Source organism: Xanthomonas sp. NCPPB 2866 (genome assembly GCF_041475745.2).
In the GTDB taxonomy this organism is placed as follows: Bacteria; Pseudomonadota; Gammaproteobacteria; order Xanthomonadales; family Xanthomonadaceae; genus Xanthomonas; species Xanthomonas arboricola.
Window position 1 is genome coordinate 2,251,152 of sequence record NZ_CM192975.1, and the last position, 14,031, is coordinate 2,265,182.

General features: G+C 61.3%; 14 protein-coding genes and 1 pseudogene. All 15 read right to left on the minus strand.

Features of this window, described 5'->3' with window-relative positions:
* Nucleotides 1–190 precede the first annotated feature (190 nt).
* Nucleotides 191–559 (minus strand): hypothetical protein, encoded by a 369-nt coding sequence (locus ACCQ04_RS09675; protein WP_129111546.1) that lies wholly within the window; start codon nucleotides 557–559, stop codon nucleotides 191–193.
* A gap of 367 nt (nucleotides 560–926) precedes the next feature.
* A complete protein-coding gene (locus tag ACCQ04_RS09680) occupies nucleotides 927–2,450 on the minus strand; it encodes an FkbM family methyltransferase (protein ID WP_104590936.1) in 1,524 nt (507 codons plus the stop codon).
* Nucleotides 2,447–2,712: pseudogene (locus ACCQ04_RS09685) on the minus strand (UDP-3-O-(3-hydroxymyristoyl)glucosamine N-acyltransferase); the annotation flags it as partial. The gene ACCQ04_RS09680 and the pseudogene ACCQ04_RS09685, both read right to left, overlap by 4 nt.
* 506 nt (nucleotides 2,713–3,218) lie before the next feature.
* Nucleotides 3,219–4,160, minus strand: a complete 942-nt coding sequence (locus ACCQ04_RS09690; protein ID WP_226427816.1) for a hypothetical protein — start codon at nucleotides 4,158–4,160, stop codon at nucleotides 3,219–3,221.
* A gap of 44 nt (nucleotides 4,161–4,204) precedes the next feature.
* The gene (locus tag ACCQ04_RS09695; RefSeq protein WP_104590935.1) at nucleotides 4,205–4,825 is read right to left on the minus strand and encodes an LbetaH domain-containing protein; all 621 of its coding nucleotides are present in this window, start codon (nucleotides 4,823–4,825) and stop codon (nucleotides 4,205–4,207) included.
* Nucleotides 4,815–5,960 (minus strand): aromatic ring-hydroxylating oxygenase subunit alpha, encoded by a 1,146-nt coding sequence (locus ACCQ04_RS09700; protein ID WP_154831963.1) that lies wholly within the window; start codon nucleotides 5,958–5,960, stop codon nucleotides 4,815–4,817. The genes ACCQ04_RS09695 and ACCQ04_RS09700 overlap by 11 nt, the downstream gene beginning before the upstream one ends.
* Nucleotides 5,961–5,963: 3 nt before the next feature.
* A complete protein-coding gene (locus ACCQ04_RS09705; RefSeq protein ID WP_154831964.1) occupies nucleotides 5,964–6,614 on the minus strand; it encodes an acetyltransferase in 651 nt (216 codons plus the stop codon).
* Entirely contained in the window at nucleotides 6,614–7,366 is a 753-nt protein-coding gene (locus tag ACCQ04_RS09710) for an SDR family NAD(P)-dependent oxidoreductase (protein ID WP_154831965.1), read from the minus strand. The genes ACCQ04_RS09705 and ACCQ04_RS09710 overlap by 1 nt, the downstream gene beginning before the upstream one ends.
* Nucleotides 7,363–8,136 (minus strand): SDR family NAD(P)-dependent oxidoreductase, encoded by a 774-nt coding sequence (locus tag ACCQ04_RS09715; protein WP_104590932.1) that lies wholly within the window; start codon nucleotides 8,134–8,136, stop codon nucleotides 7,363–7,365. The genes ACCQ04_RS09710 and ACCQ04_RS09715 overlap by 4 nt, the downstream gene beginning before the upstream one ends.
* On the minus strand, nucleotides 8,133–9,173 hold the full coding sequence (locus tag ACCQ04_RS09720; protein WP_154831966.1) for a ketoacyl-ACP synthase III: 1,041 nt from the start codon (nucleotides 9,171–9,173) through the stop codon (nucleotides 8,133–8,135). Before ACCQ04_RS09720 ends, ACCQ04_RS09715 begins: the two co-directional genes overlap by 4 nt.
* Before the next feature lies 1 nt (nucleotide 9,174).
* On the minus strand, nucleotides 9,175–9,399 hold the full coding sequence (locus ACCQ04_RS09725) for an acyl carrier protein (RefSeq protein ID WP_024939600.1): 225 nt from the start codon (nucleotides 9,397–9,399) through the stop codon (nucleotides 9,175–9,177).
* A 64-nt stretch (nucleotides 9,400–9,463) separates the two neighbouring features.
* Complete coding sequence (locus tag ACCQ04_RS09730) at nucleotides 9,464–10,573, minus strand: DegT/DnrJ/EryC1/StrS family aminotransferase (RefSeq protein ID WP_024939601.1); 1,110 nt, start codon at nucleotides 10,571–10,573, stop codon at nucleotides 9,464–9,466.
* Between the two features lie 118 nt (nucleotides 10,574–10,691).
* Nucleotides 10,692–12,176: a sigma-54 dependent transcriptional regulator gene (locus ACCQ04_RS09735; RefSeq protein ID WP_184631948.1), complete on the minus strand. Its 1,485-nt coding sequence runs from the start codon at nucleotides 12,174–12,176 to the stop codon at nucleotides 10,692–10,694.
* The gene (locus ACCQ04_RS09740) at nucleotides 12,169–12,552 is read right to left on the minus strand and encodes a response regulator (protein WP_016904817.1); all 384 of its coding nucleotides are present in this window, start codon (nucleotides 12,550–12,552) and stop codon (nucleotides 12,169–12,171) included. Before ACCQ04_RS09740 ends, ACCQ04_RS09735 begins: the two co-directional genes overlap by 8 nt.
* A gap of 8 nt (nucleotides 12,553–12,560) precedes the next feature.
* On the minus strand, nucleotides 12,561–13,961 hold the full coding sequence (gene rpoN / locus ACCQ04_RS09745; protein WP_054591182.1) for an RNA polymerase factor sigma-54: 1,401 nt from the start codon (nucleotides 13,959–13,961) through the stop codon (nucleotides 12,561–12,563).
* Nucleotides 13,962–14,031: the final 70 nt, after the last annotated feature.

A 14,031-nucleotide genomic window follows, 5' to 3' on the forward strand; every position in this document is an offset into this window, starting at 1 on the left:
CCATTTCCGTCCTGGCTCCTGAAGCAGGCAACGCGCTTGGCTACGGGCAATGATGAAAAGACCCTCGACCGGTGAGTGGCGATGCCTAGACAAGGTTGCAGGATTACGATTGCTGTGATCCGGCTATCCTGCATGTCAACGGTGAACGCATCGAGAGCGCAGTGCACGCGAGATCTGGACCGGTGAACAGTCAAAGGCCGGTGGGCAGTCTATCCAGAACGTCATAGGTTATGTTGATACTGCCGTTTCCGTTCGTTACCAGCCAAACGCCATAGCCCGGGGGGAGGTAGACCTGGTAGGGGAAGTGGTCTGAGGGAGGGGCAACGCCGAGAAATATTACCCTCTTGGTTCCGTCCCCATATCCTGAAGGTGCCGAAGTATCTGCGTAGACGGCAAGGCCTATTGCGGATGAAGCGCCGCTCAGACTACATGTGCGAATCACCAGGCCGTACTGGTTGGTGGCAGGAGACACAATTTGCGTGACAACGTTGGCTGCAACGCCGACATTCGCGAATTGAGTTCCTACCGGAACAATCGTTGTCTTGCCCGAGATTTCCATGGTGGTTTCCTCGTTTCAGAATACTGCTGAGATGCGCCGATAGGATGATATCCGTCGAGATCTACAGGACGTTTCGACGCACGACGCGCACACCGAACCATGACACTACCCAGTGGAGTGTAAGCTGACAAGTCGAGTTTTCGCTGTGTCCACAGTCCGGCTTATGACATTAATCGAGTGCCCTTTGCCATTCTCTCGCAAGTCGATGATGGCGTAGACTAACTGGTAGGTGTCCGACAGCATGAGCAGGTCCTATGCTTTTCAGGAAGTTCTATATCTCCATGGATTCAGGAAGGGGATGGTTGAAAAAAAAATTTGCGGGCGTCAATCATCGCTCTACCTATCCAAGCCGCGAAGTTTCCTGGGCTTACTCCGCCCAGGGCGGCGGTGCGGCACCAGCGACTGGCGATGCATACAAAACGAGGTCGTAGTAGTGGCCGGGAGAGTGCTGGCGTAGACGGAAGTGATAGCCATCCACCAACTTGTCCAGTTGTTCCACGATATCCAGTAAATCCTGGGCGTAGTGGTACACACAGATGGCCATGCGGGGACGCTGGGTGCGGATGAGGTGAGATGCGCCTTCGAGTGCCCTGGCTTCGAACCCTTCGATGTCCAACTTCAGTAACGTCAGCTTTTCCAATTCATCGTCAAGACGAGTAGTAGCAACGGAGATTCCGCCATCCGGCGACACATGGCTGGAAACGGTGCCGGTCTCCTCGAAGCGCAGCGTCGTCTGTTCGTTGGAGATCGCTTTTTTGATGGCCCTGAAATTGTGCGGGGGAAGGGGAAGGGCACTCGCGACGCCCTCCAATTTCTGGAAGTTGATATTGTCGGGTTCGAAGGCGGTGATGCTCTCGTAGCGATGGCGGGATGCTTCTAGAAACTTGTGGACGATGGGACCTTGGAAGGCACCGCCATCGCAAAAGTGTTCACGCTTGCCCAACTGGAATGTGCTGGTATCGGCGTATTCTGAAAAGTACTCGTTGATCGGCGTCGCCCAGCAGTCCAGCAGGAGGCTGGAATCGTAGGTCAGGCGGAACAACAGGTTGCTGTAAAGCGTAAAAACGCTGAACTCGTCGTCCAGTCGATCCGCAAAACGCAGAAATTCTTCCAGGCGTAGAAGCGTCCGCTGACGGTATACCTGAGCAGGCTCGTATACGGCGACCAGCCCACAGTGGGCAACGGCCAGGCAGGCATTTACCCTTTCAATGCCTGCTTGCTCGCAGAGCTCGCGGGCCAAGCCCGATTCTCCCGGGCTATAAGAAAAGTCGATGGCCAATGCCTGGGGATACTGGGCCGCTTGTTCGATGAACTGGCGAGAACTCCAGCGCGTCACCCCATGAACGGTGTCGCTGTCGCTTGGCTGGTCATCAACGGCGGCGATTACATGGCTGGCGTGCTGGACGATCTTTGAGCCATAAATGTTGCCAATTCCCGAGCGTGGATGGAGCAGAAAGAGGGGGCGCTGCTCGAAGTGTGGGATCAGCGGATCCAGGGAAGGCGCAACGCTCAGTTGCTCAATACCCGTGCTGGTGCACAGGTCATTTGCAAACGCCCGTCCGCGCGGGCTGCAGGAGAAATCGATAGCGATCGCATCGGCATACTGCCCCGCCTTGGCAAGAAACTCCTGACTGCTCCAGCGCGGCGCGCCGTGAATGCGGTCCTGGTGGATGCTTTGGTCATCAATTGCAGCAATAACATTGCGCAGGTGGGCAACGACCCTGGGAGCATGCACCATGCCTGCATAGGACTCGGGAGCGACGAGGAAGACAGGACGGTTGGCAATCGCGGGCAGGCGAGCAATGACATCCTCCAGCGCAGGGCGCTCCTGCTCCGCAATACGGAGAATCCGTTGGCGAAGCTGCTCATTTCTTGCGTTCATGAACGTCATTTCTCGTAGGTATGAATGGGAGCGTCGTAGCGGGCGTCGAAATAGGTCTTGGCAGGCACGTCCTCGCGGTAGATACGCGGCTAGCCAAGTTCGCAGCTTCGTCCCACCTTGACGCCCCGCGCACGATGGCGCCTGTGCTCAGCATGCTCTTGCCGCAGATTTCGACGCCTTTGCCGATTTGTACGCCATGCTATATCTAGCAGGAGGATTTGATACGGCATGCCGGCCCCGGGTGCGCGCCGGCAAGGATGACGGTGTTTGCACGCAGTTTTTTCCTGCGCGTGGCGAACTAACAGATTTCAAGGTCGGTCCTGTCCGCAGCCACGGGTTGGAAATGACGCTTTCATGGCCGCTGTAGTCTCTGCAAGACGGATCGTGCCTGGATTAGAGCTCGGCGCAAGCAGAAAAATTACCAAGGCGTGCGAGCTGCTCAATGAGCTCATCGGTTTGAGTCGTTGGGTCTGCATCTAGCGCTCTGTGTCAACTTTTATGATGCGCGCCGCCGGGCCTTATCAGGCCAACGAGGACGCCTGAATGCAGCTGCTGATGAAGTTTGCCGATCAGCAGCGTTTCGTGGCGTTTGCTTGTTTCGCTTGCTTAGATCAGCACATGCGCGCTGTCGTCGCAAACGATCATTTCCGATGCAGTCCAAGTCCGGTGAGCACGCTGTCCAGCCCGCTTGATGTAAGGAAATTTGTAGGCGGTCACGAGGATGCTGACCATTTTAAGGGGAATTGGCGCGGCATCGGCAAAAGCAACCGAGCGCGCTCAGCGCAAGTGCCGACGGAGGTCGTCCCAGTCCAGCAGGTCGGTAGCGACACCGCGTGCGGCGAGTAGGTCTGAATACTGCTGTAAATCGTAGGACAACGCTGTCCGCAGCGAGTCTAACTTTGGTGCGTCGAAGTCGGGCTTCTGCTCATCGAAAGGCAAGTCGCGGCTGGAGAAGCCAAACTTTACATCATTCGTCTCAGGTACCTCGCCGATCAGCCTCGACAGGAACTTCACGCGGTTTGCTTCCTCTTTCAGCTTGTCGAGTGAAACCAGGATCAGGTCCTCCGGGCGGTAGCGCTCAAGGAAGCTCCTAATGCAGGTGTAGTAGAAACTCGCCACCAGGATAGACATGAAGGGGAAGCTCCGGCGAGTCATCAGGAACGCTGTTTCGTAATCCAGCCGGCCTGCAAAGTCTCCTTTTCGGAGTCTATCGATCTCTGCATCGAAATGATGCTCGATGTAACCAGAGGAGACCCGAGAAAACATACGTATGTGAAGGTCCTTCTGTTCCTGGTAGGAAGTGGAGGCGGTGATCTTTGGCAGTCGCGTCCCATCTCGGGAAGTGGTGGTTCCGGAGATCGTCAGGTAACTATCGGAAAGCGCCAGCGCTTCGCTGCCCTGGAGGGCGTTGATCTTATTCATGCGGTAGGAGCTCCAGGTCCGCTCGAACGGATTGCGCAGGCATAGCACGATCCGGGTGCCATGTTCGGGCAGCCGCGAGATCGCATAAGGGCTGAGGGCGTAGCCCGAGCTGGCATCCAGCCAAGGTAGTTGTGCGGGTGCGGGCAGTTGCGGCTGCGTACCGGGAATCAGGTAGCTATGCGGCTCCTTGATGTCCTCGACCAGATACTTTGCGATCCCGTTTCTGGTCAGCCAACCGGCCAGGGACGTAGTTCCGCATTTCGCCATGCCGGAGAGAAATATGTAGTTGGTTTTCATTGTGCGACGGCCGTGCGACCCGGCTCCTCCATTACTGTTCGTCACTATCCGTAGACCAGGATGGGCTCGTCATAGCGAGTGTCGTACACCGTGCGGCTGGGCACGTCCCGGTTATATAGTCGTGGCCAGCCCAGTTCGCAATGGCGCCCGATCCGAACGCCGGGGGCGACCACTGCCCCCATTCGCAGGATGGCGTGCGCGCCGATCTCCGTGCCCTGGCCGATGCTGACGCCGATGTCGCACCAACACGAGGGGCGCAGATGCACGCCAGCCCCAATCTTGACCCCGCTCTGCAGCACGGTGTTGTAGTCGATACGGCTGCCTGCGCCGACCACCACGCCGTCGCCGATGAAGCAGTTGCGGCCGATCACCGCATCGGCAGCGACTACGGCCGACGTGCTGACGAAGGGCTCCAAGCTAAAACCGCGTGCCATCGCCAGCTGCATCAGCTCCGCGCGCTTGAAATTGCCGAAGCGTTCGTCGAAAGCCACGAACATGGCCCCGTCGGTCGGATTCAGTCCATCCAGCACGCCCAGATCGAATTCGTGTTCCGAGTCCTGTGGTACATCGATCCTGATGACCATCTCGTCCGGACGCGCGTGTTTCCAGGCATGAAAGGCCAGATCGAGGTATTCGCTGCTGCCGATGATCCACCTAGATATCATGCTCGGTCTCCATCAGCAGCGTGTACCAACGTTCGACCAGGCGATTCATGGATTCATAGGCTCCCTGGGTAGGCAGCGGCGCGTCGGTGTGCAATGCGGACTGCACCCGCTCCATGATGTCCACGTCTTCGCCCACTACCACCTTGCTGCCGTGCATCTGCGCAAGCAGCACTTGGCTGGAAGAACCGTAAGGCTGTTTCTTGCGTGCGCTAAACCAATAGATTTCCAGGTCGGTCCGGTCCGGGGCGACGGGGATATGGTGTTCCAGCGTGAAGGAATAGCCACCGTTGGAACTGGCGATATGCATGTTCGGGAAGGCAAGCCAGTTGAAGTAGGCATCCTGCTTGCCCCAGCGCTCCACTTTGTCGTGCCAGCCGAAATGCTGAAAGTTGGGGATGGGGGCTTCCGGGCCGCCGAAACTGAAGCGGCGCATCTCGCGCCGCAAGGCTGCGGGCGATGTGCCCTGCAAGGCTTCCATGGACTGCCTGGCTTGTTCCTCGTTTACCTGGGGAGTGAAGCTGACACTCTTGGCCAGTGTTTTGGGGTGGACAAAGCGCGGGTGGTTGGCGTCTCGCAGATTCTCGTAGGCCAGCTTCCAGTTGTACCGGCCATGCCATGTGGTCACCATGACCTCGGTGTCATATGCGTTGGAACTACTTTCCAGCAAGGCGATGAAGTCTGCCGAAAACTGCTCCTCGATGGGCATCGGGTTGGGGTCGAGGTTGACGAACAGCAGGTTGCCGATGGCGCGCAGTGAGAATTCGCGCAGCTTCAGGTTGTCCCTTTCACTAGTGTCCAGGCGATAGATCGCATCGCAGTCCGGGATGTTCTTTACCCGGCCTTGTTCGTCGTAACTCCAGGCGTGGTAGGGGCACACCAAAGGCCGGCAACCGATAGCACCGGTTTGAATCAGTGCACTGCGGTGAAGGCAGACGTTCTCGAACGCACGGATTTGGCCGTGGAAGTTCTGGATCACCAGGGGAATGCCCGCGATCTTGCGGGTGATGAAGCAGTTGTTTTCCCGCAGCAGTGTCTTGAGCCCTGCAAATAACCACACCCGACGGAAGATCTTGCGCTGCTCGCGCTCGAAGATTTCCTGCGACAGGTAATACTTGGGGTGCATCCGGGAGCGCATGGATCAGTCTGTTGGAATGTTTTTGTGGAAAACAATTTTGGCCGGATTGCCGAACACCGTGGCGCCGGCCGGTACGTCCTTCAGGACCACCGCACCGGCTCCGATGACCGCGCCGTCACCGACCTTGACGCCTGGCATCAGGGTAGCGCGTGGGTGCACGGTGACGAAGTCGCCGATCTGCACGCCACCGCCCATGAACGTCATTGCGCCAACGTGCACGTAGTCACCGATGCGTACGTCGTGCCCGAGCATGCTTTGGGCATGGATGGTGACAAAGTCGCCCATGCGCACGTCCGGCCCGGAATGGACCATCAGACCAAAGAAGCAGCCCTGGCCGAAATGCACCCGCCTGCCCAGACGGACGTCGGTGCAGATTGGAATGAACCGCCCGCCCTTTTCGAGGATCGGCAGAGCATAGCGGTGGCGGTCGTAGGGGTTTCCCATCGCACAGACGAATACATCGTCAGGCTGGGGCAGATAGCTCATCGGATCGCCGATGATCGGTGTATCGACCCCGTAGCGATCTAGGATATCGGCGCGGCTGTCCAGGAACCCGCCGATCAGCCAGTCCTTGCCATGCCCGGCATCGTTACGCATTTGCTCCAGGACTTCGCGGCCCCAGCCGCCGGCGCCGATAATGAGTGCGCGTTCCATCAGAGCACCGCCCCGCCGTCCATGACCAGACTGGTGCCGGTGACCCAGCGGCTGGCGTCGGACAGCAGGTAGACCGCAGCGTTGGCGACATCTTGCGGTGTGCCTAGACCCAGTGGATGGCGCGCGCGTTGTTGGTTCAGCAGTTCATTGAGCCCGTTGTCCTCGCCCCAGAGGCGCGGAGTGGGTACGGCCGATGGCGAAATCCCGTTGACTCTCACGCGGTGCTTCGCCTGTTCCAAAGCCAAGCACCGGATAATGCCCAGCAGGGCGGACTTCATTGCCGAGTACGGCCCCACGCCGCGTGTACCAATATGCGCGGAGGTGGACAGCATGAACACGATGGAGCCTTGCGTGTTAATGGCATTGGCTTGCAGCAGACGCTGCGTCAGCATGACCGGTGCCAGGAAATGCACCTGGTACATGCGCGTCATCAGTTCTTCCTTCAGTTGGCGGATCGGCGACAGCATCTGCCCGCCGAAGCAGTGCACGACGCCGTCGATGCGCTGGCTGGCTTGCACCAGGCGCTCCCGGTCCTGCGAAACAGTCAGGTCGGCCTGCACCTGCACATGCCCATCGCCGGCCAGTTGCGCATGGGTTTGCTGGAGACGCTCGGGATCGCGACCGCTGATGACCAAGCGTGCGCCACGCCGTGCGCAGGTCAGCGCGATTTCCTGGCCAAGGCCGGACGATGCGCCGGTGACCAGGATTGTCTTGCCAGTTAGGGAAAAGGCTTTGCGAGTCGGATTGCTCATGCGTAGATGTCCATCGGCACGGTCAGGCCACCATCTACGACGAAGTAGTTGCGGGTGACCCAGCGACTTGCGTCGGACAGATAAAACACCGCCGCATAAGCCACGTCTTCCGGTTCACCCAGTCCCAGCGGGGTCAGTTTGGCGTGCTCGTCGATGTTCCCGCCGCTCTTGTTGAGGCCTTCAAGCATTGGCGTGCGCACGTAGCCGGGCACGATGCAGTTGGCGCGGATACCGTGCTTGGCCACTTCCAGTGCCAGAGTGCGCATTGCGCCGAGCAGGGCTGACTTGCTGGCGGAGTAGGCGGCAGTGGCCACAGGACCGATGTGCGAGCCCACCGCCGAGATGAATAGGATCGAACCTTTGGCGTTGATGCGCTTTTTCGCCAGCAGGCCGCGCGTCAGTAGCAGCGGTGCATAGACATTACTGGCGAAGGTTTCGTCCAGTTGCGCGCGGTTGATCATCCGGAATGGTGCTAGCCGGGCGATGCCGGCCGCGTGTGCGACGCCATCCAGGGCGCCGACCGAAGCCACCAGATGGTCGATGTCCTCCTGCTTGTCCAGATTGGCGATTACCTGCTCATGCCCGGTGCCTTCAAGTGCGGCGAAGGTCTCGGCCAGGCGGCCTTCGTCGCGGCCGCTGATGACCAGTTGTGCGCCGATCTGCGCGCAGCTCAGCGCGATCTGTCGTCCGATGCCTGATGATGCGCCGGTGACCAGGATGCGTTTGCCCTGCAACGAGAACGGGTCGTTGGGATCGAGGGAGATATTCACGACTCGATCAACGCGGGAAACACCGCGCCTTCGATATCAACCAGACAGGTACCCCAAGACAACCCGATCCCGAAGCCTGAAAGAAGGACACGCTTGGGGCCAGATTCCAGTTCCTTGTTGATCCGTGCGGTCATGGTCAGCGGCAGCGATGCGCCGCTGGTGTTGCCGAAGTCGCGCAGGGTGGACGGCACCTTTTCGATCGCAAGGCCGAGCTTCTTGCGAATGGTCTCGTTGATCATCCGGTTGGCCTGGTGGAACACGAAATAATCGATGTCATCCTTGCTTACACCGGCATACGCGATCAATTTTTCGACTGCGGGGGGAACGCGCTGGGTCGAGAAGCTGAGCACGGCGGTGCCATCGAGCTGCAGATCGGTGGCCCGGTGCCAGCGATCCTTCTCGTTTTCACGATATGGCAGCAGGTGCTGAATGGCGACAGGCTCGCGTTGACCACCCACCGGCAGGATGATGGCTTTGTAGCCGCTGCCATCGCTGTTGAGGTCGAAATACATCGGCGGCGCGTCGGCGCTGAATTCCAGCGCCGTGGCGGTGCCGGAATCGGAGAAGATCGGGTCTTCCAGATTGGCGCTGCGGTCGCCGACCAGCAGCAAGCCTTTCTTGACGCCGCCGGCGGCGATCATCGAGCCGAGCAGGTTGATGCCGAACGGGTAGGCCGAGCAGCCCAGGTTGACGTCGAAGGCGACCGTGGCATGCGATAGCCCCAGTCGGTCCTGCAGGATGATCGCGGTGGCCGGGATCGGGTAATCCGGCGATTGGGTCACCACGATCAATGCATCGATTTCCTCACGCTTCCACTGCAGACGCTCCAGCAGCACTTCGGTCGCATCGAAGGCCAGGTCGGAAAAGCACTGCCAATCCGAGGCCATGCGGCGTGTCTCGATGCCGATGTTGCGCACCAGGCGCTCGCGTTCGGAGCGGATCTGCGGCCGGCAGTCGGTGAGATTGGACACCACCCGCTTCGGCACGCAGGTCGCCATGCCGGCAAAGCGGACGTTGTGCAGCGTGGAGGTCGGCATGTTACGCCTCGGTCAGTTTGTAGAGATCGCCCACGGTAGTTGCGGCGGTGAGATCTTCGCCGGTAATGGTCTTGCCGTACTCCATGTCGAACATGACGATCACACCCAGCGCGGCCAGCGAATCCCACTCCGGCAATTCCAGCAGCACGGTGTCCAGCGTGACCTCCACCGGTTCCTGGAAGTCGGTGGCGGAGAGGAAGTTCTCGATAAATGTTGCCTGGGTCATGCGAGCTCGCCTGGTTGCCTGTTGAAGAGATGGGAGTCTGAAATGCAGCTGCAGCGTGTTGCGATCATGTTGCGTGTGCGCCGGCGATCAGATCGGCAATGGTATCCACCTGGTCGCGGGTCAGGCCAGGAAAGATCGGCAGACACAATACCTGTGCGGCCACCGAGCGCGCGACCGGCAGCCATGCCGGCGCCGAGGAGGGCAGGGCGCGATACATCGGGAAATCGCTGATCAACGGATAGAAGTACCGCCGCACCAGGATGCCGTGCTCGCGCATCACTTGGTACAGCGCGTCGCGCGACAGCGGGTAGTCGTCCTGCACCAGGATCGGAAAGTACGCGTAGTTGGCACTGGCGTGATCGGGCCGCGCTACGCAGCGCACGCCGCGAACATCGCTCAGGCGCTGCCGATACTGCGCATCGATGGCACTGCGCTGGGCGATGGCGTGATCGATGTGCTTGAGCTGCAGCAGGCCGAAGGCTGCGCTGATCTCGTTCATCTTGCCGTTGATGCCCGGTGCCACCACCGTGGTCTCATCGACAAAGCCGAAATTCTTCAAATGCCCGATGCGCTGATAGGTTCTTTCGTCCGGGCAGACGATGGCGCCACCTTCGAAGGTGTTGAACACCTTGGTGGCATGGAAGCTCAACACGCTCAGGTCGCCATGGCGCAGGATCGAGCCACCCTCATCGCGCACGCCGAAGGCATGCGCCGCGTCGTAGATCACCTTGAGGTTGTAAATGTCGGCGATGCGCGTGATGGCAGCGGTATCGCAGGCGGTGCCGTAGCAGTGCACCGGCATGATGGCGGTGGTCTGCGGGGTGATGGCCGCCTCGATCTTGGACGGATCCATGTTGAGCGTCACCGGGTCGATATCCACAAACACCGGCGTGATGCTCTTCCACAGCAGCGAATGCGCAGTGGCCACGAACGAGTAGGGCGTGGTGATGACCTCCCCGGTGATGCGCAGCGCCTGCAGCGCTGTGATCAACGCGGTGGTGCCGTTGGTGAGCAAGGCCAGGTGCGGCACGCCCAGGTACTCGCACAACGCGCGTTCGAACGCGTGATGCATGTCACCGCCATTGCTGAGAATGCGGCTGGACCAGATCTGCTCCAGATAGGGCAGGAATTCTTCCAGCGGCGGCAGCAGCGGACTGGTGACAGGGATGGGCATCAATGCCTCGGCAGGTGCTGGTGAATGTCGGGATTCCGCCGCAGCCGACGGCTGCGGACGGGGCAATCCTGCTGAAGCAAACGCTATGCCAGCGAGCCGGGCGGTGAGGCCGGCCCGCTCAGTTCGCCAGCTCGGTCTGCTCGCGATCGATGCCGTACTTGCGCAGCTTTTCCACCAGCGTGGTGCGGCGCAGGCCCAGCAGTTGCGCCGCATGCGCCACCACGCCCTGGGTACGTTCCAGCGCCTCGTTGATCAGCGCCAGCTCGATGTTGGCCATGTGGCCCCGCAGGTCGATGCCATCGTCGGGCAAGCTGGAGCTGGTCGCCGGCTCGGCATCGGCTGACGTGGATGGCAGGGTCACCACGTTGCCCGGCAGCGCGATGTCTTCGATGGGGGCGGCAACCAGCGCCGGTTCGGGCGCAGGCTCGACCGGCACGGCCGCGGCAAAATCACCGCGGTAGCGCGCCGGCAGGTCCTGCACGCGTACCAGTCCGCCCGGATGCAGCACCGCCAGGCGCTCCACCAGGTTGGTCAGCTCGCGCACGTTGCCCGGCCAGTCGTAGCTGCGCAGCGCCTGCAGTGCTTCGTCGGCGAAGCGCACTTCGCCGCGTCCGGTGCGTGCCAGCTGCCCGGCGATGGTCTGCACCAGCATGGCCAGGTCGTCGACGCGTTCGCGCAGTGCCGGCATCTCGATCGGGAACACGTTGAGGCGATAGAACAGGTCCTCGCGGAACTGGCCGTCGCTGATGCGGGTTTCCAGGTTGCGGTGGGTCGCGGCGATCACACGCACGTTGCAACGGATGGTCTGGCCACCACCGACACGCTCGAAGCTGCGCTCCTGCAGCACGCGCAGCAGCTTGACCTGCATCGGCAGGCTCATGTCGCCGATTTCGTCCAGCAGCAGGGTGCCGCCCTCGGCCATTTCGAAGCGGCCCTTGCGGGTGCTCAGCGCGCCGGTGAAGGCGCCTTTTTCGTGACCGAACAGCTCGCTTTCCAGCAGATCCGGCGGGATCGCGCCGCAGTTGATCGCCACGAATGGCCCGTCGCGCCGCGGCGAATGCTGATGGATGGCGCGCGCGACGACTTCCTTGCCGGTGCCCGATTCGCCCAGCACCAGCACCGTGGTGTCGAAGGCTGCCACCTGGTCGATCAAGCGGCGCAAGCGGGTCACCGCCTCGCTGTTGCCGGTCGGGCCAGTGTCCTGCTGCACGCCGGCCTGGTGTTCGGCGTCCAGGCGCTTGAGGCTGGCACGGCGCAGCAAGGCTTCCAGCTGCGTGTGCCGCAGCGGCGTGTCCAGCGTCCAGACATTGGCTTCGTGCAGGCCATGGGCCTGTGCGAACGCGCTCGGGCTGCCCTCCATCAGCAGCACCGGTGGCGGCAGCTTGGCATCGGCCAGCCAGTCGAAGAACTTGTCGGCCTGTGCAGCGTCCTGCGCCGAGCCCACCATCACAGCCATCCATTCGTCGTGGCGATGGCGGCCGGGATTGATGTCGGCGCCGTCGGTGACCCAGCGGGGATTGAAGTCCATGAACTCGAGCAGCGAGACCGTGCGCTCGGCGCGCACGGCATCGCTGTCGATCAACAGAATGCGGGACTCACTCATTCCTGGCTCCTTCCGTCAGGCCCTCCAGGATTGGCATGACTTCCTGGATATAGGACAGCTTGCTAACAAAATTGTCAGCACCCGCGCGAAGAGCATGTTCACGATGCTCTGCATCGTCGAAGTGGCTCGCGATGACAATATACGGCGGATCGTCCTGCGTCTTGATCAGACGCGTTGCCTGCAGCCCGCCCATCTCCGGCATGGCCAGGTCCATCAGCACGACATTGGGGCGCAGCGACTCAGAGCGCTCGATCGCTTCCAGTCCATTGGCGGCACTGCCCACGATATCGAGCCACTCCACTTTGCGAAAATGACGCATCGCAGCGTTGATGAAGCCCTCGTGGTCGTCGACCAGCAGCACGGTGAGTTTGCTCATAGTAGTCCTTATCCTGCCCGGGCAAGCAGCGGTTTGTTGGTGCGGCGGCGCTCGCGTGCCGGGGCGATGTCGAGTTGTTCGCGGTACTTGGCCACAGTGCGACGGGCAATATTAACGCCCTGGCGCGACAACAGCCCGGCGATGGCTTCGTCGGCCAGCGGCCGCCCGGCCGGCTCGCTTTCGATCAGTCGCCGCACCATCGCCTTGACCGCCTGGCCGGAGACGCTGGCGCCTTCCAGGCGCACCGCAAAGAAGTGCTTGAGCTCGAAGGTGCCGCGCGGGGTCTGGATGTATTTGCCGGTGGTAATGCGCGAAATCGTCGACTCGTGCATGCCGATCTCATCGGCGATTTCCTTCAGCGTCAGCGGTGCCATCGCTTCTTCGCCGCGCACCAGAAAGGCGGCCTGGCGTTCGACGATGGCGCGGGTGGCGCGCAGCAGGGTCTCGTAGCGCATCGACAGGCCGCGGGTCAGCCAGCGCGCTTCCTGCAGCATGTCACGCAGCGGCTGGGCGGCATCGCCGGCCTCGGCCAGTGCGCGCTCATGCACGGGGTTGATGCTCACCCGATGCGTGGTGGCCGGGTTCAAGGCCACCCGCCAGCTGCCATCGGCATGCCAGGCGAGCACGTCCGGAATCACGTTGGCGTTGCTTTCCTGCGACAGGTCATCGCCGGGGCGTGGCTGCAACGACAGGATCAGCCGTACCGCTTCGCGCACATCGTCCAGCTCGGCATCGTGTGCGCGCGCCAGCACCGGATAGTCGTGGCTGGCCAGCAGGTCCAGGTCGCCGGCAAGGATGCGCGCGGCCAGATGGCGCGCCGGCACGCGGCCGGGCAGGGCGCCCAGCTGGGCCTGCAGGCACTCGCGCAGGTCGCAGGCGGCCAGGCCGGCCGGGTCGCCGTGCAGCAGGCGCTGACGGACCGCTTCCACTGCCTGCACGGTCATACCAAGACGGGTGGCACCGAGCTGCTGCAGCGTCGCCAGGGCCTCGCTCAGATAGCCGGCGTCGTCGGTCTGCTCCAGCCAGAACGCGGCGGCCCCCAATGCGGCCTCGTCCAGGTCCAGCGCCAGATCGCGCAGGATGCGCACATGCGGATCGGTGGATTCGCCGGCTGCCACGCGCTGCATGCGGTCATCGTCGTCGCCGTTCCAACTGCTGCTCTGCACGTCCCACATCGTGCTTTCCGGCAGTTCATCGAAGGCGGCGACATCGGATGCGCCATCGTCGCTGGTCGCGACAGCGTCGCTGTCGGCCAGTTCTTCCAGTTCCAGCAGCGGATTGGTTTCCAGCGCGCGACGGATTTCCAGTTCCAACTGCATGCCGTCCAATTGCAACAGACGGATCGACTGCAGCAACTGCGGGGTCAGGTGCAGTTGCTGGCCAAGCTGGGCGGAAATGGTCGTCTTCATCGAAGCGCTTCCGGAAGGCGCCGCACGTGGCAGCGATGGAACGCATCTTGCAGGACAAGGCGACGGGTTT